28 protein-coding genes are annotated in these 20,564 nt (G+C 30.2%); 25 read left to right on the top strand and 3 right to left on the bottom strand.

Going from position 1 to position 20,564, the window contains the following annotated elements; all coding sequences use genetic code 11:
- The first annotated feature begins 205 nt into the window (after positions 1 to 205).
- The 6 genes from bpuSUM_RS06010 to bpuSUM_RS05985 are packed head-to-tail and all read left to right on the top strand — an operon-like array spanning position 206 to position 3,704.
- Positions 206 to 1,537 carry a DUF244 domain-containing protein gene (locus bpuSUM_RS06010; RefSeq protein WP_247066977.1) on the top strand — a complete coding sequence of 444 codons (1,332 nt, stop codon included), beginning with the start codon at positions 206 to 208 and terminating at the stop codon, positions 1,535 to 1,537.
- A gap of 10 nt (positions 1,538 to 1,547) precedes the next feature.
- Positions 1,548 to 1,757 (top strand): hypothetical protein, encoded by a 210-nt coding sequence (locus tag bpuSUM_RS06005; RefSeq protein WP_247066975.1) that lies wholly within the window; start codon positions 1,548 to 1,550, stop codon positions 1,755 to 1,757.
- Between the two features lie 16 nt (positions 1,758 to 1,773).
- The gene (locus tag bpuSUM_RS06000; protein WP_247066503.1) at positions 1,774 to 2,145 is read left to right on the top strand and encodes a single-stranded DNA-binding protein; all 372 of its coding nucleotides are present in this window, start codon (positions 1,774 to 1,776) and stop codon (positions 2,143 to 2,145) included.
- Positions 2,146 to 2,175: 30 nt separating this feature from the next.
- Entirely contained in the window at positions 2,176 to 2,517 is a 342-nt protein-coding gene (locus bpuSUM_RS05995) for a hypothetical protein (RefSeq protein ID WP_247066973.1), read from the top strand.
- Between the two features lie 19 nt (positions 2,518 to 2,536).
- Entirely contained in the window at positions 2,537 to 2,953 is a 417-nt protein-coding gene (locus bpuSUM_RS05990) for a DUF261 family protein (RefSeq protein ID WP_247066971.1), read from the top strand.
- A complete protein-coding gene (locus bpuSUM_RS05985; RefSeq protein ID WP_247066969.1) occupies positions 2,916 to 3,704 on the top strand; it encodes a DNA adenine methylase in 789 nt (262 codons plus the stop codon). Before bpuSUM_RS05990 ends, bpuSUM_RS05985 begins: the two co-directional genes overlap by 38 nt.
- Before the next feature lie 294 nt (positions 3,705 to 3,998).
- Here bpuSUM_RS05985 and bpuSUM_RS05980 read toward each other — a convergent pair whose 3' ends face one another.
- The 3 genes from bpuSUM_RS05980 to bpuSUM_RS05970 form a co-directional block, all read right to left on the bottom strand.
- Positions 3,999 to 4,757 carry a tyrosine-type recombinase/integrase gene (locus bpuSUM_RS05980; protein ID WP_247066967.1) on the bottom strand — a complete coding sequence of 253 codons (759 nt, stop codon included), beginning with the start codon at positions 4,755 to 4,757 and terminating at the stop codon, positions 3,999 to 4,001.
- 457 nt (positions 4,758 to 5,214) lie between these two features.
- Positions 5,215 to 6,192 (bottom strand): Mlp family lipoprotein, encoded by a 978-nt coding sequence (locus tag bpuSUM_RS05975; RefSeq protein WP_247066966.1) that lies wholly within the window; start codon positions 6,190 to 6,192, stop codon positions 5,215 to 5,217.
- An 82-nt stretch (positions 6,193 to 6,274) separates the two neighbouring features.
- On the bottom strand, positions 6,275 to 6,844 hold the full coding sequence (locus bpuSUM_RS05970) for an Mlp family lipoprotein (RefSeq protein WP_247066964.1): 570 nt from the start codon (positions 6,842 to 6,844) through the stop codon (positions 6,275 to 6,277).
- Positions 6,845 to 6,988: 144 nt separating this feature from the next.
- On the opposite strand from bpuSUM_RS05970, the gene bpuSUM_RS05965 reads away from it, so the two are divergent.
- The 19 genes from bpuSUM_RS05965 to bpuSUM_RS05875 all read left to right on the top strand — a co-directional run bounded on the left by bpuSUM_RS05965 (position 6,989) and on the right by bpuSUM_RS05875 (position 20,560).
- Positions 6,989 to 7,555, top strand: a complete 567-nt coding sequence (locus bpuSUM_RS05965; protein WP_247066962.1) for a DUF603 domain-containing protein — start codon at positions 6,989 to 6,991, stop codon at positions 7,553 to 7,555.
- 11 nt (positions 7,556 to 7,566) lie between these two features.
- The gene (locus bpuSUM_RS05960) at positions 7,567 to 8,919 is read left to right on the top strand and encodes a PBSX family phage terminase large subunit (RefSeq protein WP_247067052.1); all 1,353 of its coding nucleotides are present in this window, start codon (positions 7,567 to 7,569) and stop codon (positions 8,917 to 8,919) included.
- Between the two features lie 41 nt (positions 8,920 to 8,960).
- A complete protein-coding gene (bdr, locus tag bpuSUM_RS05955; protein ID WP_247066960.1) occupies positions 8,961 to 9,701 on the top strand; it encodes a Bdr family repetitive protein in 741 nt (246 codons plus the stop codon).
- A gap of 165 nt (positions 9,702 to 9,866) precedes the next feature.
- Positions 9,867 to 11,078 (top strand): anti-CBASS protein Acb1 family protein, encoded by a 1,212-nt coding sequence (locus bpuSUM_RS05950; RefSeq protein ID WP_247066958.1) that lies wholly within the window; start codon positions 9,867 to 9,869, stop codon positions 11,076 to 11,078.
- A 12-nt stretch (positions 11,079 to 11,090) separates the two neighbouring features.
- Positions 11,091 to 11,777, top strand: coding sequence for a DUF1357 family protein (locus bpuSUM_RS05945; protein ID WP_247066949.1), 687 nt, complete (start codon positions 11,091 to 11,093; stop codon positions 11,775 to 11,777).
- A 15-nt stretch (positions 11,778 to 11,792) separates the two neighbouring features.
- On the top strand, positions 11,793 to 12,350 hold the full coding sequence (locus bpuSUM_RS05940) for a DUF228 domain-containing protein (protein ID WP_247066947.1): 558 nt from the start codon (positions 11,793 to 11,795) through the stop codon (positions 12,348 to 12,350).
- The gene (locus tag bpuSUM_RS05935; protein ID WP_247066945.1) at positions 12,350 to 13,135 is read left to right on the top strand and encodes a DUF228 domain-containing protein; all 786 of its coding nucleotides are present in this window, start codon (positions 12,350 to 12,352) and stop codon (positions 13,133 to 13,135) included. The genes bpuSUM_RS05940 and bpuSUM_RS05935 overlap by 1 nt, the downstream gene beginning before the upstream one ends.
- A gap of 15 nt (positions 13,136 to 13,150) precedes the next feature.
- A complete protein-coding gene (locus bpuSUM_RS05930; RefSeq protein WP_247066943.1) occupies positions 13,151 to 13,702 on the top strand; it encodes a DUF228 domain-containing protein in 552 nt (183 codons plus the stop codon).
- A 20-nt stretch (positions 13,703 to 13,722) separates the two neighbouring features.
- A complete protein-coding gene (locus tag bpuSUM_RS05925; RefSeq protein WP_247066940.1) occupies positions 13,723 to 14,697 on the top strand; it encodes a hypothetical protein in 975 nt (324 codons plus the stop codon).
- A 29-nt stretch (positions 14,698 to 14,726) separates the two neighbouring features.
- A complete protein-coding gene (locus tag bpuSUM_RS05920; protein ID WP_247066938.1) occupies positions 14,727 to 15,122 on the top strand; it encodes a DUF3890 domain-containing protein in 396 nt (131 codons plus the stop codon).
- A complete protein-coding gene (locus bpuSUM_RS05915; RefSeq protein WP_247066936.1) occupies positions 15,119 to 15,499 on the top strand; it encodes a DUF1506 family protein in 381 nt (126 codons plus the stop codon). The genes bpuSUM_RS05920 and bpuSUM_RS05915 overlap by 4 nt, the downstream gene beginning before the upstream one ends.
- Positions 15,490 to 15,858 carry a hypothetical protein gene (locus bpuSUM_RS05910; RefSeq protein WP_247066873.1) on the top strand — a complete coding sequence of 123 codons (369 nt, stop codon included), beginning with the start codon at positions 15,490 to 15,492 and terminating at the stop codon, positions 15,856 to 15,858. The genes bpuSUM_RS05915 and bpuSUM_RS05910 overlap by 10 nt, the downstream gene beginning before the upstream one ends.
- A complete protein-coding gene (locus bpuSUM_RS05905; RefSeq protein ID WP_247066934.1) occupies positions 15,855 to 16,400 on the top strand; it encodes a DUF764 family protein in 546 nt (181 codons plus the stop codon). Before bpuSUM_RS05910 ends, bpuSUM_RS05905 begins: the two co-directional genes overlap by 4 nt.
- Positions 16,401 to 17,528 (top strand): DUF787 family protein, encoded by a 1,128-nt coding sequence (locus tag bpuSUM_RS05900; RefSeq protein WP_247066932.1) that lies wholly within the window; start codon positions 16,401 to 16,403, stop codon positions 17,526 to 17,528.
- A 3-nt stretch (positions 17,529 to 17,531) separates the two neighbouring features.
- Positions 17,532 to 17,951: a DUF1463 family protein gene (locus bpuSUM_RS05895; protein WP_247066930.1), complete on the top strand. Its 420-nt coding sequence runs from the start codon at positions 17,532 to 17,534 to the stop codon at positions 17,949 to 17,951.
- Positions 17,952 to 17,973: 22 nt separating this feature from the next.
- Positions 17,974 to 18,396, top strand: coding sequence for a DUF1473 family protein (locus bpuSUM_RS05890; protein ID WP_247066929.1), 423 nt, complete (start codon positions 17,974 to 17,976; stop codon positions 18,394 to 18,396).
- A gap of 16 nt (positions 18,397 to 18,412) precedes the next feature.
- Positions 18,413 to 18,649 (top strand): DUF1322 family protein, encoded by a 237-nt coding sequence (locus bpuSUM_RS05885; RefSeq protein WP_025407617.1) that lies wholly within the window; start codon positions 18,413 to 18,415, stop codon positions 18,647 to 18,649.
- Positions 18,646 to 19,920, top strand: coding sequence for a DUF759 family protein (locus bpuSUM_RS05880; RefSeq protein WP_247066927.1), 1,275 nt, complete (start codon positions 18,646 to 18,648; stop codon positions 19,918 to 19,920). The genes bpuSUM_RS05885 and bpuSUM_RS05880 overlap by 4 nt, the downstream gene beginning before the upstream one ends.
- Before the next feature lie 4 nt (positions 19,921 to 19,924).
- Positions 19,925 to 20,560, top strand: coding sequence for a DUF792 family protein (locus bpuSUM_RS05875; RefSeq protein ID WP_247066855.1), 636 nt, complete (start codon positions 19,925 to 19,927; stop codon positions 20,558 to 20,560).
- Positions 20,561 to 20,564: the final 4 nt, after the last annotated feature.

Genomic DNA, 20,564 nt, shown 5'->3' with positions numbered 1-20,564 from the left:
TGTTAATCCCCTGTTTTTGTATTACTTATTACTAATAATAACCCATTATTCAGTAATAAGTAAATCAATAATTATTAAAGATTAAAATTTATTTTTGGTTTAGCAAAAATGATAATGTTTATGACATTTTTTGTAAATATTTTTGTTAAAAAATAATATTTGCTATATATTTATTTGTATAAATACAAAAAACAGGGGATTAAATATGACAAAAATAAATAATTCAAGATCAGAGGAAGGGATGCAACAATTTAGTTTGTACAGGCAGATGGTGTTTAAGGGTTTTGAATCATTTGCATATCAGAGTCAAGAAAATCTTAAAGGTAAACAAAAACAGTTAAGTAAAATAAATAAGGTAGGACGCAAGATACCTAATATTAATAAGAATGAATGTTTTAAGTTTAATAGTAAGGTTGATTTTAGTATGCAAAGAAGAGCTTTACACAGGGTAGGAGCTAGTGAAGTTGGTAGTCTGTTTATGGGAGCTGATTCTTTAGAAGAGATGTTTATCGTAAGAATTCTTAAATCAATAGGAAGGGAAATGCCTTTTGAAGAAAATTTGAGTATGAGAAAGGGAAAGGCTTTAGAGAATTTAATAATTGACGAATTTGTAAAAACCTATGATAAGAATATTCATATATTACATAAAAATAAATATTCAAACGGTATTGATAAATATAATTACTTTAAAAAAGTTGGTAAGAGTGATTGTTTAGTTGGTGCTACAATTGATGCTTGGTTTGTTAATGGGGAAGGTGATGCTGAACTTTTAGAGACAAAATGCAGCGATTCATTTCAAATACAATGCGGCGCTTCTGAATATAATAGAATTGGTAATTTTCTAGATAATAAATATTTCTTTAAGTATTACGTACAAGTACAGATGCAACTCTTATGTACAGGATTAAAAAAAGGAAACTTATTCTTTTTATTTGGTGGAGATACTACAAACTGTGTTATTGAAAGAGACGATGCATTTATAGCAAAGATTATGTTTTATATGGTGGCTTTTAATGTTGAGATTAACAACGCTCTTAAGTATATGAGAAGCTATAATGATATTGAGAGTGCAAGTAATGAAGAGTTGGTTGAGAGAATAAAATCATTTTTAAATAAAAGTGAATTTTATAATACCTTGGCACAATTAGACTTTAGACAAGAATTTCTTAAGTTTGTTAAGTTGACAAATCTAGAAGTTGAGAATGAGCTTGGTTTAAAAAATGATATTTTTATTTTAAATAAAATGGTTGAGCATATCAGTAAAGTTGAGGCTGAGAAAGCAAAAGAAGCTGAGGAGATTACCAAAGTAGTTAAATTAAAAGTAAAAGAAAAAATTCAAGATATGATGAGGACTTATTCAATTATTGATAATATCTATTATAATTTTGAAGGAATTTTATTCTCGTTAAACATGAGAAAAAGAGCCATTAAAGATAGGTTTAAGGTGTTTAGTGATAGTTATACACAAGTGAATGGGCTTTCTAATTTTAGTAGTAATTCAAATGAATGGTCTACACCTATTTTAAAAGCTGTTTAAGGGTAACTTTATGAAATTTATGTTTATGGTTGTAATTTTAGTAATTACTTACAAGATTTTAAGATTTTTATGTAAGTTTGGTGTGAGAAGTATAAAGGATCTCTTTCAAGCTTATTATGCAAGACGAGAATTTTTAGAAAATCTTGAGAGACTTGATTGTGATTTAAGACGTATGGAACTTTTAAGTAGGATTTCTGATGAGGAGAGTCCTGGTGTTTGATATTAACTCGTTAAGTATGTCTGGTCGTTTAACAAGAAACTGTGAGGTTATTTATACTAGTAATAGTTTTCCTATATTAAAATTTACACTAGCTAATAATAGAGGTGTAAAGAAGAATAACTGTGTGACAAGACAGGCTCAATTTTTTGACTGTGTGATTTTTGGAGCTAGAGCTGAGAGTCTTGCTGCTTTACTTAAACGAGGGGTTCAAGTTGTACTTAGTGGAGCTCTATCTTATTCAAGTTGGAATGATAAGCGTACAGGTGAGGGTAAGAGTAAATACAGTATTTTGGTAAATGATATTTGCGTCTTAAACTCATCAATTAAAACACAAGATATTAATGAGAATAAGCTTGAAGATGAGTTTTATGAAGATATTCCTTTTTAATATCTATATTTAAGTTAAGGGGGTGTATGGGTGATAGTATCAAAAAAAGACCTTATAGCAAAGATGGTTGAAGCTAAATATGACTTTGAAGAAGTTTTACTTTGTAGAAAAGACAGACAAGGCAAGCATTTATTTGAAATACTGAGTAAAGAAGGGCTTACTCTTAAGAATGCTAAGTTATGTTTAGATGTGTTTTTAAGCATTTGCAAAAAAAGTCCTGACTTTGCTTTAAGATGTGGGATACTTAAGATTAATAAGAGGAGTATATTTGTAGCTAGTTTTTTTAGTATTTCTATATTTGTAGATCAAATTCTCAACTTTTATGATAGTAGCGTAGAGTGTCTTCTTGAGGATCCAGATTTAAGTATTTAATGAAGGTTGAAGGTTCGAAATGAGAATAACGCAAAATAATCCAAATTTAGTCTCAGCAGTACGTCAGTGGGGATGTTACTTTTTATCTCTTCATTATTACGTATCAGTTTTTAAAAAGTTGCAGTTTAGTGTTCTTGATATAAATAAGAATTATCATGACTTTGTTAAGTCAGGGTGTATGAGAAGTAATTGTTATATTCTAAATCCATGCGCTGTACTAAGACGGTTTGATATCAGTGCAAGTGTGAGGTGGGAGGGCCCTGCTTACAGATGTTTAGATGGAGAATTTGAGATAAGTGAAGTTAAAATTAAAAATACACCAGGATATCATTTTATAGCAACTAATTTGTCATCTGTGCTTTATGATTCACTGACACTTAAAGAGCGTGGCGTTGAATATGAGATTACATCAAGGAGAATATTTAAGAAATATTGAAACTACTAAACATGAGAAGGAAGTTAAGTACCTTTGTAGTGCTGATATTATAAGTCTTTTTCCTAAGCATACTCAGTATATTGAAGGATTTTTTGGTACAGGAGCAGTATTTTTTGCAAAACCATTAGCCCATTATAATATACTCAATGATAATTCTAAATTTATATATAAGTTTTTCTATATCTTAAAGCAAGACCCTGAGTTGCTCTACAATCGTGTAAGAGATGCGATTATTTATGACAGCATAATTGATGAGAACAGAGACAAAATTGAGTACATGGTGCTTAGATGTTTATATTCACTTTATGGTTCATCTAGTTCAACTATGAAGTTGGATCGAAGTAATGCCAAGAGATTGTTTTTAGAAAACCTTCAAATTTATAAGTCTAGATTTAAAGAGATGCTTGATAATGCAATATTTACATCACGTGATATATTTAAATTTTTAGCTGCACTACCTAATCGAGACAAGGTAAGCTCAACATTTGTATATCTTGACCCTCCATATTCAATTTCTCATGGGAATCTTGTTGATAATCGTGGATGGAATTTAGATTCTCTAGAGAGACTTATTCTAGAGCTTAAGAGATATAACTGGCAGTTTGCAGTAAGTGAATTTGATGATTCAAGAGTAGTTAAGCTTTTCTTAAAGCATAATCTTTTTGTAAACTATGTAGCACGCTTTAGTGGTATAGCTAGTATTTTCAAGCAAACTAAACATAAGGGTACTAGCTACTTCATACAAAACTAATAGGTCAAGTATGGATTTAAAGAGTATTCGTTATGCTTGAACGGAAATGTTTAAAATGCAAGCGTAAAGAGAAAGGACTCTAGAAAAGTTTAGAGTTCCTTTTTCTTTACAAAATAAGATTTTGGTTAAAAGAATATATTTATTATAAACTATAATTTTATCAAAAACAAAGGATTAACAAATATTTTTTTTGTAAAATAAATACCTAAATGTTAAATTAGGTATTTACTGGTGCTTGGTAAAAATCTTGAAGTGGGGGGAGTAGTCCTTAAAAATATTAGCAAAACTTAAAAGTTATTTCAAGCTAGTTTTGATATCTTTGTAAGCCTGTATTTTACTTGCACTTGAGAGACCATAAACATTATCAATCTCAGAAGTAGATGAATATTTCATAAGTTCTTTAATTTCAAATGAATTATATCCTCTAGACTTTAGTGATGCTATAAATATATTACGAAGTATATGCAAAGATTTGCGATGTTTAAATCCTCCCTTAATGAGTAATTCCTTAAACCTAGTTGCGATCTCACTTATGTTAATTTTATTGTCACGAAATTTAAGTTTACTTTTTTGAAATAGATATGTACGTCTTGTGTCTTTTCCTTTAGATAAAAAATAGTTTTGATGGGCTTGCATTATAGATTTAAATTCAGATTTACTAATGACTACTTCTCTAATACAGATATTGCTACGCTTTTTAGCTACATTAACGCGAATAGAATAAAATACTTCACCATTACTACACGTCTCTTTATATATATCAGTAAGTTTTACATTTTGTATCTCAACACCTCTACAACCAGTAATTGAGAGTAAGTGTACAAACCATCCAGATATTGGGTCTTGTTCTTTAAATCTCTCTATAGCGCGTTTTACAAGTCTAATTGTCTTGTCATTTAGATAAAATCTTAAAGGTGGGGATAATTTTTTAGTATGTCTAGTTTTGCTTTTACTTTTAATTAAAGTTAATTCTTCACTTAAGCGTTGATTTTGCATTTCTAATTCTTTAATTTTTAAGTTAAGATTGCAGTTAATTAAATGTTTTCCTTTCATGTAATTTCAAAGTTAACTAAACATATTAAAAATAGATAAAATTAGTTATAAAAATATTAGCAAATACTTACACGTAGAGTCAATTTTTAAAGGTTTCCATTGCATGGAAAATATGGTGTGTAGAATGCTTGTAATTTAGAGAAAAGTTGTTTTAAGGAGAAGCAGCAATAAATATCTAGAATACTTCTTGCTATCTTTAACAAATACTTATAATTTTACTTTCCATATCCTTTATTTGCCTACTCAGTATCTTTCAATTTTGCAATGATGGGTTATTTGGTACAAAATTTAAATTCTCTATTTCTCTTAACCTCAAGTTAACAAAATGTTTACTTTTTACTTTTACTTAATCCCTTTACTTTTTTCTTTCTTAACTTTTATCTTTTAGCGACATGTTTCTTAAATCTTTCTCTCTTAAATATCCTTATCTTAACTTGCTAGTTGTGAGGGGATATATTTAACCCCCTACGCCTGTTTGACAAGTGCTTACTATTGACTTTTGAAATTTATCTAGTGTTTCAGCATTTATTGTATTTCTTGTATTTTCGTCTACGAAATATTCTCTTATTCTATTACTAAAAGCGTTTTCACTAGCTTCATTTCCATTACATTTCTTAAGTTCAGTATTTATATGATCTAATATAGCCTTTAGTTTTGCATCGTCTTTTAATTCAATCAAGGTTATTGCTACATTGTTCATAATATACTGTATATCCTGTGGAAAAGCACTTTTTAAGAAATTAAAAGCTTGCATTCGTTTATTATCATTTTTTAGCTTTATTTTTATTGTTCTTTCTCCTATTTCTTCTCCTATGAGACCAGCCACATGATTGCTTGGGTTAAGTAATTCCTCTTTAAGATATTCAAATATCTCTTCATTGGTTTTTTCCCTGGAACATATTTCGGATAAAACACCGCGAAAAAACGTACTTATTTGAATATTGTTGTATGTGTTGTTGCATTGGTTTTGAGATTGGCAAGCAATAGTATTGCTTACAAGTTGATTGATGGTTAAATTGTTTAATTTTGGAGGTTTTTTGTCTTTTAAGAAATCATAGACTATAATAAACAAATTAGCTAATTCTTTCTTTTTTGATATGTCTATTAATCGGAGCCAATTTAAGAAGTTTGAACTTTTCTTTACTTCAGGGTTACTATCTATCTTAAAATATGGATCGAGCTCCAGTATTTTATCAAATCCATTTATAAGAACATCGAATTTTTCCTTTTCATTATCAGTTAAAGTAATTACTTCTTTTGGTTTTTCTTCACTATTTCGCTCTGCTTTGTTACCTTCTTGTAGATTAGTAAGATGATCATTTTTAGGATTATTAGTAAATACTGTATGTTTTGGTACCATACTTAGTTTGTGTCCACCACAACAACATAATAGTAGTAAGCTACAAAGTATTGTTAATTTTATATATTTATTCATATAAATATTCTCCTTATTAATTTAATTATTATTATAATAATATATTATTTTAATATTGTTTATATTTTTATAATCTTATTACTTATGTTCCATAGTTTATGTTAAAATAATAATTTTTTATTTGTTTTGTTTTCTTTGCATTATTTAAATTGGAATCTTTAACCTTTTTCCATTGTCTTACATTCTTATTATTAAATCTAGCTTTACTTTGTTTTTTACTTATCTCGGATTTGTTATTTACACAACCATTTGATTTTTTAAATTCATCAAAATTATAATTGTCAATTTCAAATGTGTTTTGTATAGCAATTTTAAGTCTATCTTTACCCTCTTCTAGATCATTATTGTTTTTGCATGTTTCAATTTCACTTTGTATGTGATTAAGTACTTGCTTTATTTCAGATTCGTCAAAATTTAAGAACTTGTCAAAATCACTCTTATTTTTTAATGATTTTTTAAAGAATTCTAGTCCTTTCCTTTGACCTTCATTTAGCTTTTCTTTTAATAGTTCTTCAGGTGTTTTTTCTTCTTCTGTTATCTCTCTTTTGCTTCTACCTCTACTTTTGACATCTTTATCAAAATCAAACCAGTCACAACTATTAATTAGTAGTAAAGCAAGTAAAGTAAATAAAATAAAGTTACTTTTTTTCATATTATCTCTCCTTATAATTAATATTAAAACATTATAGTGAAGTTCTTGAAATGACTTGTAAGCATATTATTTTGATATAAGGTTTATGTTAAAATTAGTTAACAAAAATTAACTTGTTTTAATTTAAACTATGGTTAAAGAAGTATGAGTAGAATAAAGAAATCATTAGATGATTATGTTGTTTATTTTAATGAAGGGAAGCTTAATGACGCAGATATTGCAAAAGAGATGGGGGTCAGTCGTGTTAATGTAGGAAAGATGAGACGCAAATGGGAAGAGATTAAAGATAACCCTGAGTATATTAATGGTACTGCTAAGCTTACTATTTGTGAAGATACTTTAAATAATATATTATTTCATGCATCACAAAGTACAGCCCAGGCGCGTGATCTTAAAAGTCAGTTTAGTATGGCTAAAAGTATGTTGGGACTAGAATTTATAAATTCATTTAGTCGTTATTTAGAGTTAGAACTTAAAACTCATAATTACAAAATAGAAGAACTCGAGTCTCAAATTAGCAATCTTTATAAGAAGACTTTAAGTAAAAAAGTTGCACATTCAGAAGAAGAGAGTCGTGAGCTTGAAGAGTTAAAACTTAAACTCGATGAGCTTAAAAGGGAGAGAGAACTTAAGAAAATGTCACTATGTTACAAGACAATGCTAAAGCTTAAAGCTACTGATACAGATGTGCGCTCTAAATTACAAATTTAAAGGATATGGTAATGGATATATATAAGCTGCCTATATTTAAAGAAATGCAGCGAGAGTACAAGCGTGATTTTGGTATTGATATAATGGATTTTATTAAGCCTAAAGCATTGGAGGTTGATTTTAAAGGGTTTGAAAGTAAATATTTAACTTCAAAACAACTTAAAGTAGTACGTAATATCGAGAAGAATAATCAAAGTAAAATAATCCTCTCAGGTGGGATTGCTAGCGGTAAAACATTTCTAGCATGTTATCTATTCTTAAAAATACTGCTTACAAATAGGAATGTGTATAAAAGAAATACTAATAATTTTATAATAGGAAATTCCCAAAAATCATTAGAAGTTAATGTTATGAGTGAGTTAGAAGATATTGCTAGTATGCTTAAAATACCCTTTAGGCCAAAATTTTCTAATACATCATATTTTGAAATAGACTCACTAAAAGTTAATCTGTATGGTGGTGATAGGGCAAGTGATTTTGAGCGGTTTAGAGGCTCTAATTCAGCGCTTATTTACGTTAATGAAGCAACTACACTGCATAAAGAAACATTAATAGAATGTTTAAAAAGGCTTAGAGTAGGAATGCAGGCAATTATATTTGATACCAATCCTGACAGCCCGGAGCATTTCTTTAAGCTTGATTATATTGATAATACAAAAATTTACTCTACATATAACTTTACAACATATGATAATGAATTAATACCCGAGGAATTTATTAAAACCCAAGAAGAGATTTACAGGGACATTCCAACATATAAAGCAAGGGTTCTACTTGGAGAATGGGTCCCGTCCTGTGATGCGATATTTACTAATGTTAATCTTACAAGTAAGCATGAATTTATATCCCCAATAGCATATTTAGATCCTGCATACAGTATAGGAGGAGATAATACAGCCCTTTGTGTTTTGGAGCGAGTAGATCAAAGTTATTATGCGTTTATTTTTCAAGAAAAGTTACCAGTAGGTGATCCTAAGATGTTAAATACAATTAAAATTATACTTACAAATCTTAATGTACACAAACTATATGTTGAAGATAGGGATAACGTTTCTGGTCATGGGAATGTGACTAAAACGTTTCTTAAACTTAGGTCGGGTATGAGTCATAAGTTTAAAATTGCTCCAATTAAACCTATAAGTAATAAATTTACTAGAATTGCTACGTTAATAGAGCCATTTGCAACATCTAAACTTAGTATTATGGATTATTCAAGTAAGTCAGCTGTATCTGATATTTATAAGTACAAAGGAGATGGTAAGAGTGATGATGATTCATTAGATAGCCTGTCAGCATCATATATGTTATTGACTCTAAGTATGCGTACTCTTAAAGCTCATTTTACTAAAATAAGGTTCCTATAATACTTAAAATATTATATAATAATTACATAAGGAGTGTTTTTATGGGACTTGCGCAGCCTGTTATTACTCAGCAAATGGTTATAGCTGAACTTACCAAGGCCGGTATTAAAAGAGATATTGCTATTGACCTGTCTTATAGGTATTATAAAAATGAACTGACTTATAAAGACATTGAATTCTTAAAAGAAAACTTCGATATAAAACTTGAAAAGGTTGAAGCTCTCTTACAATCTGAGATTCAAAGGGTTGAGACAACCTTAAAATCTGATATTAGAGATCTTGACAATAAAATTGATAACGTTGAGAATAATCTTAACACCAAGATTGATACTAAATTCAATGAACTTGACAATAAGATTGACAATGTTAGAAGTGAATTAAAATCTGATATTAGAGATCTTGACAATAAAATTGATAACGTTGAGAATAATCTTAACACCAAGATTGATACTAAATTCAATGAACTTAACAATAAGATTGACAATGTTAGAAGTGAATTAAAATCTGATATTAAGGATCTTGATAATAAATTTGATACCAAATTTAATGAACTCGATAAAAAAATAGATACCGTTGAGAGTAACTTTAACCTTAAGCTTGAAAAAGTTGAAGCTCTCTTACAATCTGAGATTAAATCTGTCAAAACCGAACTTGATAATAAGATTGATACCAAATTCAATGTACTCGATAATAAACTAAAACTTCATGGTTGGATGTTTGGTACTCTTATTACCCTTAATATAGGAATATTCTTAGCATTAATGTCATTATTAGTAAAGTAAATTTATTTACCTATTCCTTTATTTAATTGACCTTCTTTAAATTATCTTTTTTTAGTCATTTTTTACAAAAATTATTTAAATTTTGTTAGAAATAATTAGTTTTTGTCAATTGTTGCGTTATATTTTCTCCATATGCTTAATTGATGGTGAAAGGTTAAAGAAGCCATGGTTTTAAATAGCAATATAAACGCAAAAGACTTATATAAATATTCAATATTTTTTAGAAACTACATTTCAAATGTAGCAGAAGATACTCTTAAGAATGGAATCACCTTAAATAGTATTAATACTGTTATTAATATTAATGATGCTTTAGAAGCCTTAAAAATAGAGTTAAAGACAGCATTATTGCAGTGCCTAATTAGTTACCGTTTTAATGGTGTTGGATACATTTTAGTTAAAACTGCTGACGCTTTAGAAGATTTACACTTAAGCGTGAACCGAGAACTTCCTACTGGATTTATGTATCTTGACTATAACAGCGTTCGCGATGAGGGGCCTGACTTTACTTATATAACATACAATTTCAAAGTAAATACAGATGAGAAGGTATCTTATAGAGAAGTAAAGATTCATAAGAGTAGGGTAATCATACACTCTAATTATGATTATATACTTAAAGCCTACAGTCCATGTTATACGCAAAGTTTTTTGCTTAATATATATCTTTTTGAAGAAATATATAAAGAAATAGAGCGGCGAATAGGGCAACATAACTTTTTATTCTACAAAGATGAATCATTAGCAACATTACAAGATGCCTTAAGTGATGCTACAAACTCATTAGAGCTTTTAACTAAAGGTGTTAATTATAAGCCAAGCATATTTTCTAACCTGTTTAAAAGAAATGTAGATGAAGAGAAGAGTCATATAAGCGCACTTAAGAGTGTAAATAGAGATTTAGAGCGAGAGCTCTCTAAACTTATATCTAACATAAATAATAATGGTATTTTTTACAGTGGAACACCAGATGCGTCACTTGAAGTTATTAAGTATGACTTAACCTATTTAAAGGAAGCATTAGCCTTAGTAAAGGCAAAGATTGGTGCTGACACAAAAGAGCCATTAACTAGAAGTTTTAATGAACAAACCAAGGGGCTTGGGAATGATGGTAAAGGTGATAGGTCTAATTATTATGACTTTTTAAAAAGTGTTCAAGAAGAGTTAGAGATTAGTTGTAATAGTAAACTTGTTAAACATTATCATTTAGACATGAGATTTAATTCACTTTATGTACTAACTGAAGAAGAAAAGTATGAGAGTGATATGCGACTTATAGAATTAGCCCTTAAATATAAGGAATTGGAGTTAAGTAAAACATTAAGCACAAGAGAACTTAATGTTTTAAAGCATAAATTATTTTTTTATGAAGGTTAATAAGGAGATTTTATGAATCAAAACATACAAGAAAATATAGATAGCACACAAAATGATGGCTTAGCTAAGAGTGTAGAGGATAACTTGGAGGGTAGCAATGGTATTACTTTAAGTTTAAAAGAATATAAGGAATATGAAGAATATAAAGCGTACAAAGCAGCAAAAGAATCTGAAGATAAGAATTTAAGTATTAATGAGATGATATCAAAAGAGCTTGCTGATTCACAAGTGCGCTTGGAAGAAGAAAATAGATTACTCAGTGAAGCTACTCGTATTAATGAGATTGATACTTTAGCACGTAAACATTTAAGTTCACATTTCAATAAAGAGACACTTCTTGCTAGGGGATACTCACTGAAAGATATAATACAAGCACAACGTAGGGAACTTGTTAGGAAATATGTACCGGTTGATGATATTCAAGCTATTGCTAATGTAAGGGAAGTACAACATTTAGATGGAAAAGTACTTGAACAACTTGTAAACCTTGCTAAATCAAATATAAGAAAAAGAACTCGCTCTACTACTAGTTCCAGTCCAAAAGGGGAGATTAAACTTGACTTAATAAATGAGGATATATCCATATTAAATTCTAACTTTAGTCCCCAAAACTTTGATGAATTTAGTATTTCTATTGCAAATGGTTATAAAGACATGAGACATGAGTTTTATAAGCTTAAAAGTCAAAAAGCTGCTTAAAGGAGATAAGTATATATGTCACAGACTATAACACAGATTAGAGAAGAATACTTAAAGAAAGTAGAAGAAATACAAGACCTAATGAAGAACCCAAATAGAGATGCTGGTCTATTTCATGTAGATATAGGTTTTAAAGATAAAGGAATACACTTTGCAAATCAAGGTGGGACTATATCCAGCAGTGTTGATAGGTTAGAAAATCATCCAATTAAGGGATATCCATACAAGAGAGGAGTAAAGTTATCTTTTGAGGATGGTTATGAACCTTGTGTTGAGGCTGGGGGTGGTTCTGACCTTTATGGAATATGCATTGATATTGATGAGTTTACTGGGACCGCAACAGTAATTCCTATTACAAATAATTTTACTGGATATTTAGTAGTAAAGAAGAGTAGTCAATCTTCAATTACACCAGGTGTCAAAGTTAAATTTGATACTAATGGAGAGATTGAAAATGACAGCGGTTCAGGTTCTCGTGTTATTAATGGTATTGCCTTATCAAAGGCATTTAAAATTAATGAAAACCTGTACATAGCACTTGTAAGTATATTTGGGAATCGAGGGATTAATTAATGGTGAGTAGAGAAGATCATCAAGATCCAAACTTAATACCAAATGTTAAGCATGAATCGGTTGATTCTGATATTTATTCTCAAATGGATGATACTGAAGTTATCCAGGTTTTAAAACAACAACTAGAACAAGAACAAGAAGCATCCATGCAAGATGATTCTACAAAAGTTAGGCGAAGAGGTAAGAGACATGCAGCAGTACTAGAGACAGACCAAGGTAAGACACTTAAAGAATATTTGTTAAAATTGCGAAAATACTCTAAAAGTTTTGATGATGAGTCACCTGTTTTTAAAGCCAAGACTGGATTTAGAGATAAAAATTTAACATTTGATGCTATATGTCAATCTGTATCAAGTAGCACAGATAAATTAGAAGAATACCCATCTTTAGGATTTCCATACAAACGTGCTGTTAAATTAAAAATTGAAACAAGTAAATCTGATGAAGTGCAAGTAGAAGTTTCTGATGGCAAGAATATGTATGGAATATGCATTGATATAGATGAGAATACTAATGTGGCAACGGTAATACCAATAACTGATAATTTTGAGGGTTACGTTGTATCTGGAAGCTCAAGTGGGATTGCAATAGGTGATAGATTAGATTTCAATTCAAATGGAGAAGTGATTAAAGCGTCCAGTACCTCATCAGTTTCAATTAACGCAATTGCACTAAGTAACATATTTACATTACACCTTACTGATGAGAATGATAAGCGAGGGCAAGAAGATTATAAATTGTATTTAGTAAAGATATCTCTTTATGGTAATAAGGCAATTTCTTAAAATAGGAGGATTACAGTGTCAAGTGTAACTGAGTTAGTAAATAAATATGAAGAACAAGCTAAAAAACTAAAAAAGCTAATGAAGAATCCTAGCAATGATGGTTGTGTCTTTAGTAACACTACTGATTTTAGAGATAAGAATTTACATTTTAGTAATTCTGGCGGGACTCTAACTAGTAAGCATGACAAGTTAGAGAATTACTTCTTTAAAGGCTATCCATACAAAAGAGGAGTAAAACGTGTTGTAGATCCACACTATGAACCACATGTTGAAGCTGGAGGTGAGGATGACCTTTATGGAATATGCATAGATGTTGATGAATTTACTAGTACCGCAACAGTAATTCCTATTACAAATAGATTTCAAGGGTATCTTGTAGCTAAAGATAATTCTATTAAGGAAAAAGATAAGCTTAAATTTAACTCAAATGGACAGGTTGAAAAGAATACTTCAAGTAATAACAAAATTAATGCAGTAGCATTGTCAAATTCAATCGAAATTGATAGTACGGATAACCTTTACATAGTACATGTGGCTGTTTATGGTAATAAAGGTAAGCCAAGTTAATAAATTAAAGGAGTTTAAAAATGTCAGAATTATATGACCAAAACTATTATGCTAAAGAAATAGCAAATGTATTCCCGGAGATAAAGACACCAGTATTTTACAAATGGTTTTCAAATGAACAAATCGAAGATGTCAATTTAACGATAGGATACTTAAAAACAATAAAATGGGATGCGTTTCTTGATGCAAATCCTACAACATTAGTAAATGAAGTTAATACTATTGCAACGATAGGATTTAAATCAGAATCAATCAAGCTTAATTACCTTAGCTTACAGTACAGGTTTAGACATTTAAAGCAAACCGCTGAGAAGTTTTATAAAAATAATGATTATGCAGGTGATGTAAATAATAATTTACTCCCCTTTAGAGAAGCATATAAGCTTGCAAGCAATGAAATTATTAAACTTATTGACCATTTTATCTTAACAGGTGCTGTTTCAATCCAGAGAGATGGAAAGAATGAAAAACGCATGCTTCCTAATATGTACGGACTTCTTAATATGCCAAAACAAGTTAAAGAAGAAGTTGAGGCTTCAAATAAAGATAAAATGGATAAGATATTTGAAAAGATTGAGTCAGGACTTGCAAAATTAGAGCTAGGAGATGAATTCTCAACACCATTTATGGTATTAGTTGATCCACAAACCAGTTTGAAACTTATCAAACCATATGCAATAACAAATACGTCCTCATCATCTAACACCTATTCTTCTAATGATTCATGGGAAGACTTCCTTATTAAGACCATAAAGGCTGTTAATAATAGAAGAGAAGTATATATACAGACAAGTAACTTACTTCAAAATCAGATACTAATTTATCCATTAAATGCAGAGCTTATTAAATTTAAACCAAGTAAATACATGTTGCCAATTCCAAATGAACAAATTGATAAGGATTCAACTACTATTGCACATTCATACCTTGATTTTGTGCTTGGTGGTCTCTTAGCAACAGCAAATACTATTTTAAGAGTTGATATTAAGGCATAAAGTTAATAATTATTAGGAGAGGAGAAGATATGTCAGGCGAGCTTCAAACACTTCACAGTAAAGTCTTAAGTTTACTTAACTTAAATGAAGACATATTATCATTTACACAGTTTGAAACTTACACAGAATTACTTGAGATGATAATAATTACTGAAAGCATTGATGCTCGTATGCTTAGCTCCTCAAGTCTGATATTACTGCTTTGTTACTATATAGGCTGCAAGCTAAGTCAAGCAGGAGTAATACGTGAATTTGGCCTTGAGAGGATTAAAAATGAAAAGCTAAATGAGCTTGAAATTTCATATCATCCTGCTAGTAATGAGGCTAATACTAATTTAAGTTTTTGTAGACAGTTTGAATCGCTACTTGGTGCTCTAAAAAGCCAAACAAACATGCCCTCTTGTTGTATAGGATTTATAAAGTGATTAGTAACGTTAGAAATGGGTTTTCAAGACTAGCATCAAGAGTAATCTCTTATTTTCAAAATGAAGAGAATTTCAAACTTCACAAAGGTAATTACTCTAAGTGCGAGGAGTTAGCTTCTCATGAGATAACTTATGATAAGGGTAAGTTTAGCAAGTTTACAGGAGTACTCTTTAGTATCAAAGCTGACACGCTTGCAAGCTTGCCTAATATTAATATTTATGATGTTAAGTCACTTCATAAACTCTATACTACCTCTAGTCTAGAGTTTGAACTTAAAGATAGAATTTCAGCTCAAAGTACATTTTATGAAATTTTAAGTATCGACTCTAGTATTGGCTATCTTACTATGATTTTGAAGGAAGTAGAATGGAAGTAGAGATTGGTTGGTTTGATAAACGCAATGCTAAAATTGCAAGTCTTCATCAGATGGGTAGTAGCAAATTGCCTATAAGGTCACATCTTTATTCTGTAGCTGAGGCTTATGAATTTAGAGAGTATATAAATACACCTTATATAAGAACCTGTTTTCTTAAAAGTCCAAAAAAAGGCATGCAAGCAATAGGAGAAGCATTTATTACTTATTACACAAATTATGTCATGTCAAAAAAGGTAAAACCCGCACTATCTAGCAAGACAATTGACTTTAAGAGAGATAAAGGTTCGCATCATCCAGAAGTTACTCTAGTTGATACTGAAGAGATGATAAATTCTATTAGCTATAGGATAAATGAGTGATATTAAGTACAAAAGACATACATAAAAGCTTAATCTCATATTTTAAAAATTTTAAAGAACGTACTTCTAAACTAGCTCTAAATTTAGATTTAATCAATACATACAATCATCCATACATGTCTAAATACACTCTTGAGTGTGCAAACATTATTGCAATTAAATTTGAAAATATGGATGACTTAACATTAGGCTCAAGAGCTGGTGCATTTTATAAGAATGTAAATGAGTTTGTCCTGAATTTTCAAATATTCATCTTAAGTCAGGTTATAAGCTCTAAAGAAAGAGATGCTTATTACACAATGTTTCAAATCTATAGTCTACTTAGTGATTTTATTTATGAGAATACTCATAAGGTAACGCTGCAAAGTGAAGATGAGCGGTACTTAACTGAACTTAATTTTTATATTTATCCTACAACAAATATGCAAAATAGTGGACTTGTTAAAATTGATTCTAATTATAGCAATGCTGCATATTGTTGCAATCAAGCTTTTAAAGCCAGTGTGCAAGTAATCGAACAACTAATTAAGGAGGAGAAGTAAATGCCACAAGATACAATTAGTGTGAATTTGGTACATTCTAAATTAGATATAAACTATGTAAATTACTACACACCTTTACTTGTGTACAAATGTTCCAAAATTAAAGTTAACACCACAACACCTAAGATTAAGATATTAAACTTAAATATAAATACCTTTGAGAGACAAATTGACGCACTTGAGAAGGAAGGTAGTAATAGTGATGATGAATTTGGTAAAGAGAAGGAATACTTAAAGGAAGCAATCCAAGCATTCTTCTCAGCAGGTGATTCTGGACTTAAATCAGCTAAACTACTCATATATAAAGAAGGCACTGAAGCAAAAGCAATAAAATCAGAGCTTAAAGACAATAGATATACATTTATTGTACTTATAAACACTTACGTAAATAACAGTGGTGGTGGTGATGGGCTTGCACTTTACAAAGATGATTATACACATTTTAAAGACGATAAGCACTTTTTTGTATTTGCAACAAAAGAATCTGAAGTAAAAGAGTTGTTTAAAAATGGTGCGAATTCTAAATCTAAAATTATTGTTATCCACTCACAAGGTGATGCACATCTTCACTTAAGATTTATATCTAAATACTTACATGAAGCTAGCATATTTCAAGCTGCTAATCCTTATGGACTCAAATTTAGCAGCTTGGAGCCTATTACTGATAATGATACAATTTCTAAACTTAGGAACGCGAATATTAATTTTTATGCACTGCTTAATGAGACTGGTCTTGATGGTGTTAAAGCTTTTAAAGAAGGAGTCACACTTGAAGGTGCTCCAATTGATGAAATTTTCACTTATCATTATATCAAATATGAACTTACATCACAGCTTATTAGAGTATGGAATTTTAATAACAGACAAAATAGTAAATTATCAGAATTGCAACTCTCAGGTAAACGAGACAATGCTTACAGTGCGGCTGTTGAGTGTATGCTTAAACGTTTCATTGATAGGGGTGTAATTGTTGCGTACTCTAATCTTAAAATCCAAATATCACCAACACGAGAGCTAAAGCTTTTCTTATCAGTAGAGATTACTTATAACTACTCTATGAACGCCGTTCTTCTAAACATTACAGCACAAGATATACAAAATTACTTAAATAGCTTAAAGGAGACTTAAGAAATGACACAATGTTATGATTTAAGAAACATAGTTTTCTCTATTGGCGGCCATGAGATTCAAAGCGGTAAGTTAGAACTTACAAGTGAACCTACAACAAGAGCGGTAGCTAGCAGTGAAGATAGAGGAATGCCTATAGTTAGCTTTAGAGACCCTAGAACCATTGTTTTCATATTCAATATTGAGGTTTCAATTGGTACTTATGATTACAAACTCCTAACAAAGCTTTCAAAAGACCAATTTTATAACATATCCAAAAGTAAAAATGAAAGAATGTTAGATTTAGTATTCAATGACCTAGAAGACATCAAAATCATATCTAACTCTGCATTTTTTGCAGAAGAACCTTCAAGAAGTTACTCTGTTGAAGCTGAAAAAGTTACTTTTGAGATAAGAGCTGTTGGATGCACAGTTGACAATTAAATTTAATAATTAAGGAGGATTTGTGATTACACGTTACAAAATGAATATTTTAACTAAAAGTAAGACGCATACATTTGAAGTTAGAGTACTTCCTGTTTACAAGTGGGACTCTATATTAGGATTTTCACAAAGTGAAGGCATACATAAACTAAATGAAATTAAATACTTAAACGAAATTACTAATTTAATGATTAAACCTGGCTTTTTAGATGAATTTTATCTTATCTTAAATGAAAATAGAGAGTACATTACTTACTATAAAGAATATCTTCAAGCCATACTTTACTCAATTCAGTTTGATACATTCAAATCAGATCCTGACTTTAAGAGACCAAATTTAGTTTACTTAAGTCATTATCTAAATAATACTAGTGGCTTTATACAATTTGATTACATTGATGATAGTTGGAATTATGAAGAGATAATACAAAATATCAAAATATAGAAGGTATTTAAAATTTATGAAAAGCAGTAGTAATGAGTATATACAAGTATTACATGAAACTAAGCTTGAATATTTTAAGCTACTTGAAGAGATAAAACAAAACAAATATTTCTTTCCAATTATCATGGGTGTTTGCACTTTAAATGACGTCAAAACACTAAATTATAAAGATTTAATGGAAGTTAATAAAATATCTGAACTTAAACTTGAAAAGCAAATATTTGAAATGTTCCTTAGTAAAGGTGTATTATGAACACAACAAAATTTACAATTAAATTTAAAGGTGTACTTGATCACGCATCAACTCGCAAATCTTTAGAGAGAGACATTTCTAAACTAGAACGTTTAATTAAACCTAAGCGATCACATCTAAAGAGTACTAAGGATATATTAAAACACAATTTATATGAGAAGAAACGTGAACTATCTAAACAAAACAAATATGAACGTTTAAGGGAGGGTGTAGAAAAGTTTAGACTCAGTGAGACTAAAAAACTCATTAAGCTTGGATACACATTTGAAAACGCTAGGCGAAAAGCATTCAAGCATTCCTTAATGTCAACTAAAGAGCTAAGACTACTAGAATATGAAAATTTGAAACGTGGGCGGCACAAAGAAATAGCACTTAACAAAACCGTTCAAAGTAGTATTCTTAAAGGCGCTAGTATTTTAAAAATCGCTGCTGGGACTGCTCTTGGAAATGCTGTTAGTAGTGGTGCTTCGGGAATATTTAGTTATGCTAAGAAATCTTTAGAAGACAATGCAAAATTAAGTAAAACACATTCAATTACTTCAAAAGTATTTACAGAAGGTGAGAAGAAATCACTAAGTGGTATGCTTAAAGGAATTTCCGGATTTGAAAGGGATTTAGAGAGAGAAGATTTCCTAAACTTGGCTGGGATAATTAGAAAAGAACTTGTATTTTTAGGTCAAAACAATGAAAGTAATCTTAAAAAGGCAGTAGAATTTGCTGCAAAGCTTAAATCTACTGGGGTTGTTGATGATACTAACTCGGCTACCAAAGCAGTAGTAGAATTCTTGCAAGGTAAAAGCGGTCCTCTTTATGACATTATGAGCTCATTTAAAGAGTTTACTGGTAAATATAATGAACGAGCCGCAATGGAATATGACATACTAGCACCAGGCCAGGCCCTTGATTACAGAAGTCATAAACTAAAGGAAGTAATTAACGATTGGAACTCACTTAAATTTCCTACTTACTCAAGCTCGAGCGAAGAGGCTAAAAGTAGCTTAGAAAAGCTTAATGACACAGGTTCAAAACTTACTGCCAAGGTATTAGAACCGTTAGTTACTTCTTTAAACAAAATACTCGATTGGGCTTTAACGTTTAATTTTCAAACACATGTTACCGACCCTTTAATAAAGGGCATTAAAAGTATTTTTTCTCTAGACGCATTAATTGCAAGACTTAAAGCAATACTTCCTAAATTTTTAGGCGGAGATGGTGGTAAGAGTCTTGATAAACTTAAAACAGAAGAAGATTCAAGTATAAGGACACCTTAAATATATGATATCACAATTTACAACTGATTTTACTTATAAATACAAAGACACAGCACCCCTAAAGGCAACCCTAGACCCTTTAAATCTTACACCATCACAAATAACAAATATTCTTAAAGAAACATTTAATGAAATCTCTACCGTGTTTATGGCATATAATTTCTTAAGTTTATGTCCAAGGATGGACTTTAAAGGACTTGGATATGTCCCTCAAGGGTTCTTCATTTTACCTAAAAGTGAACTAATTAGCACAACTTACACCACAACATGTTCAAAACGTCCTGTAATTGACTATTATACACGTAAAGCTGAATATGTAAGCTACAATCCAACTTTTACTGGCGAAGTTATCACACTAAATAATGCTGTATTAACTAGTGCTTATAAGGAACTGCTTAATTTTTCAACCAGTACGGCTTTTGGAAAGTTAATTTTTCCTCATACTAGTAATTTAGCAAAACAACAACTGGTTAACAGAGTGCAAGAGAGTGTACCATTTAGCCTCTACAGCCCAACTCTAGGGTTTAGAAGCATAGTTGCAATTACATCTCTTACCCTTAAAGACACAGTATACCTTGATGAGGTTGAAATTAGTCTCACATTAGAAGTTCTTAAAACATTTAATGTATATAAAGGATAAGGAA

This window comes from Borrelia puertoricensis, from assembly GCF_023035875.1.
Classification (GTDB): domain Bacteria; phylum Spirochaetota; class Spirochaetia; order Borreliales; family Borreliaceae; genus Borrelia; species Borrelia puertoricensis.
Note: the sequence above shows the minus strand (reverse complement) of the source record. Positions and strands in the feature narration are given on the sequence as shown.

What these genes read in the sequence shown, in the direction of transcription:
- bpuSUM_RS05940 (WP_247066947.1), top strand. Translation starts at nt 11,793, where the DNA reads ATGTCACAGACTATAACACAGATTAGAGAAGAATACTTAAAGAAAGTA.
- bpuSUM_RS05875 (WP_247066855.1), top strand. Translation starts at nt 19,925, where the DNA reads ATGATATCACAATTTACAACTGATTTTACTTATAAATACAAAGACACA.
- bpuSUM_RS05910 (WP_247066873.1), top strand. Translation starts at nt 15,490, where the DNA reads ATGGAAGTAGAGATTGGTTGGTTTGATAAACGCAATGCTAAAATTGCA.
- bpuSUM_RS05935 (WP_247066945.1), top strand. Translation starts at nt 12,350, where the DNA reads ATGGTGAGTAGAGAAGATCATCAAGATCCAAACTTAATACCAAATGTT.
- bpuSUM_RS05960 (WP_247067052.1), top strand. Translation starts at nt 7,567, where the DNA reads ATGGATATATATAAGCTGCCTATATTTAAAGAAATGCAGCGAGAGTAC.
- bpuSUM_RS05985 (WP_247066969.1), top strand. Translation starts at nt 2,916, where the DNA reads ATGAGATTACATCAAGGAGAATATTTAAGAAATATTGAAACTACTAAA.
- bpuSUM_RS06000 (WP_247066503.1), top strand. Translation starts at nt 1,774, where the DNA reads ATGTCTGGTCGTTTAACAAGAAACTGTGAGGTTATTTATACTAGTAAT.
- bpuSUM_RS05945 (WP_247066949.1), top strand. Translation starts at nt 11,091, where the DNA reads ATGAATCAAAACATACAAGAAAATATAGATAGCACACAAAATGATGGC.
- bpuSUM_RS05880 (WP_247066927.1), top strand. Translation starts at nt 18,646, where the DNA reads ATGAACACAACAAAATTTACAATTAAATTTAAAGGTGTACTTGATCAC.
- bpuSUM_RS06010 (WP_247066977.1), top strand. Translation starts at nt 206, where the DNA reads ATGACAAAAATAAATAATTCAAGATCAGAGGAAGGGATGCAACAATTT.
- bpuSUM_RS05900 (WP_247066932.1), top strand. Translation starts at nt 16,401, where the DNA reads ATGCCACAAGATACAATTAGTGTGAATTTGGTACATTCTAAATTAGAT.
- bpuSUM_RS05980 (WP_247066967.1), bottom strand. Translation starts at nt 4,757, where the DNA reads ATGAAAGGAAAACATTTAATTAACTGCAATCTTAACTTAAAAATTAAA.
- bdr (WP_247066960.1), top strand. Translation starts at nt 8,961, where the DNA reads ATGGGACTTGCGCAGCCTGTTATTACTCAGCAAATGGTTATAGCTGAA.
- bpuSUM_RS05975 (WP_247066966.1), bottom strand. Translation starts at nt 6,192, where the DNA reads ATGAATAAATATATAAAATTAACAATACTTTGTAGCTTACTACTATTA.
- bpuSUM_RS05990 (WP_247066971.1), top strand. Translation starts at nt 2,537, where the DNA reads ATGAGAATAACGCAAAATAATCCAAATTTAGTCTCAGCAGTACGTCAG.
- bpuSUM_RS05925 (WP_247066940.1), top strand. Translation starts at nt 13,723, where the DNA reads ATGTCAGAATTATATGACCAAAACTATTATGCTAAAGAAATAGCAAAT.
- bpuSUM_RS05885 (WP_025407617.1), top strand. Translation starts at nt 18,413, where the DNA reads ATGAAAAGCAGTAGTAATGAGTATATACAAGTATTACATGAAACTAAG.
- bpuSUM_RS05950 (WP_247066958.1), top strand. Translation starts at nt 9,867, where the DNA reads ATGGTTTTAAATAGCAATATAAACGCAAAAGACTTATATAAATATTCA.
- bpuSUM_RS05965 (WP_247066962.1), top strand. Translation starts at nt 6,989, where the DNA reads ATGAGTAGAATAAAGAAATCATTAGATGATTATGTTGTTTATTTTAAT.
- bpuSUM_RS06005 (WP_247066975.1), top strand. Translation starts at nt 1,548, where the DNA reads ATGAAATTTATGTTTATGGTTGTAATTTTAGTAATTACTTACAAGATT.
- bpuSUM_RS05895 (WP_247066930.1), top strand. Translation starts at nt 17,532, where the DNA reads ATGACACAATGTTATGATTTAAGAAACATAGTTTTCTCTATTGGCGGC.
- bpuSUM_RS05920 (WP_247066938.1), top strand. Translation starts at nt 14,727, where the DNA reads ATGTCAGGCGAGCTTCAAACACTTCACAGTAAAGTCTTAAGTTTACTT.
- bpuSUM_RS05970 (WP_247066964.1), bottom strand. Translation starts at nt 6,844, where the DNA reads ATGAAAAAAAGTAACTTTATTTTATTTACTTTACTTGCTTTACTACTA.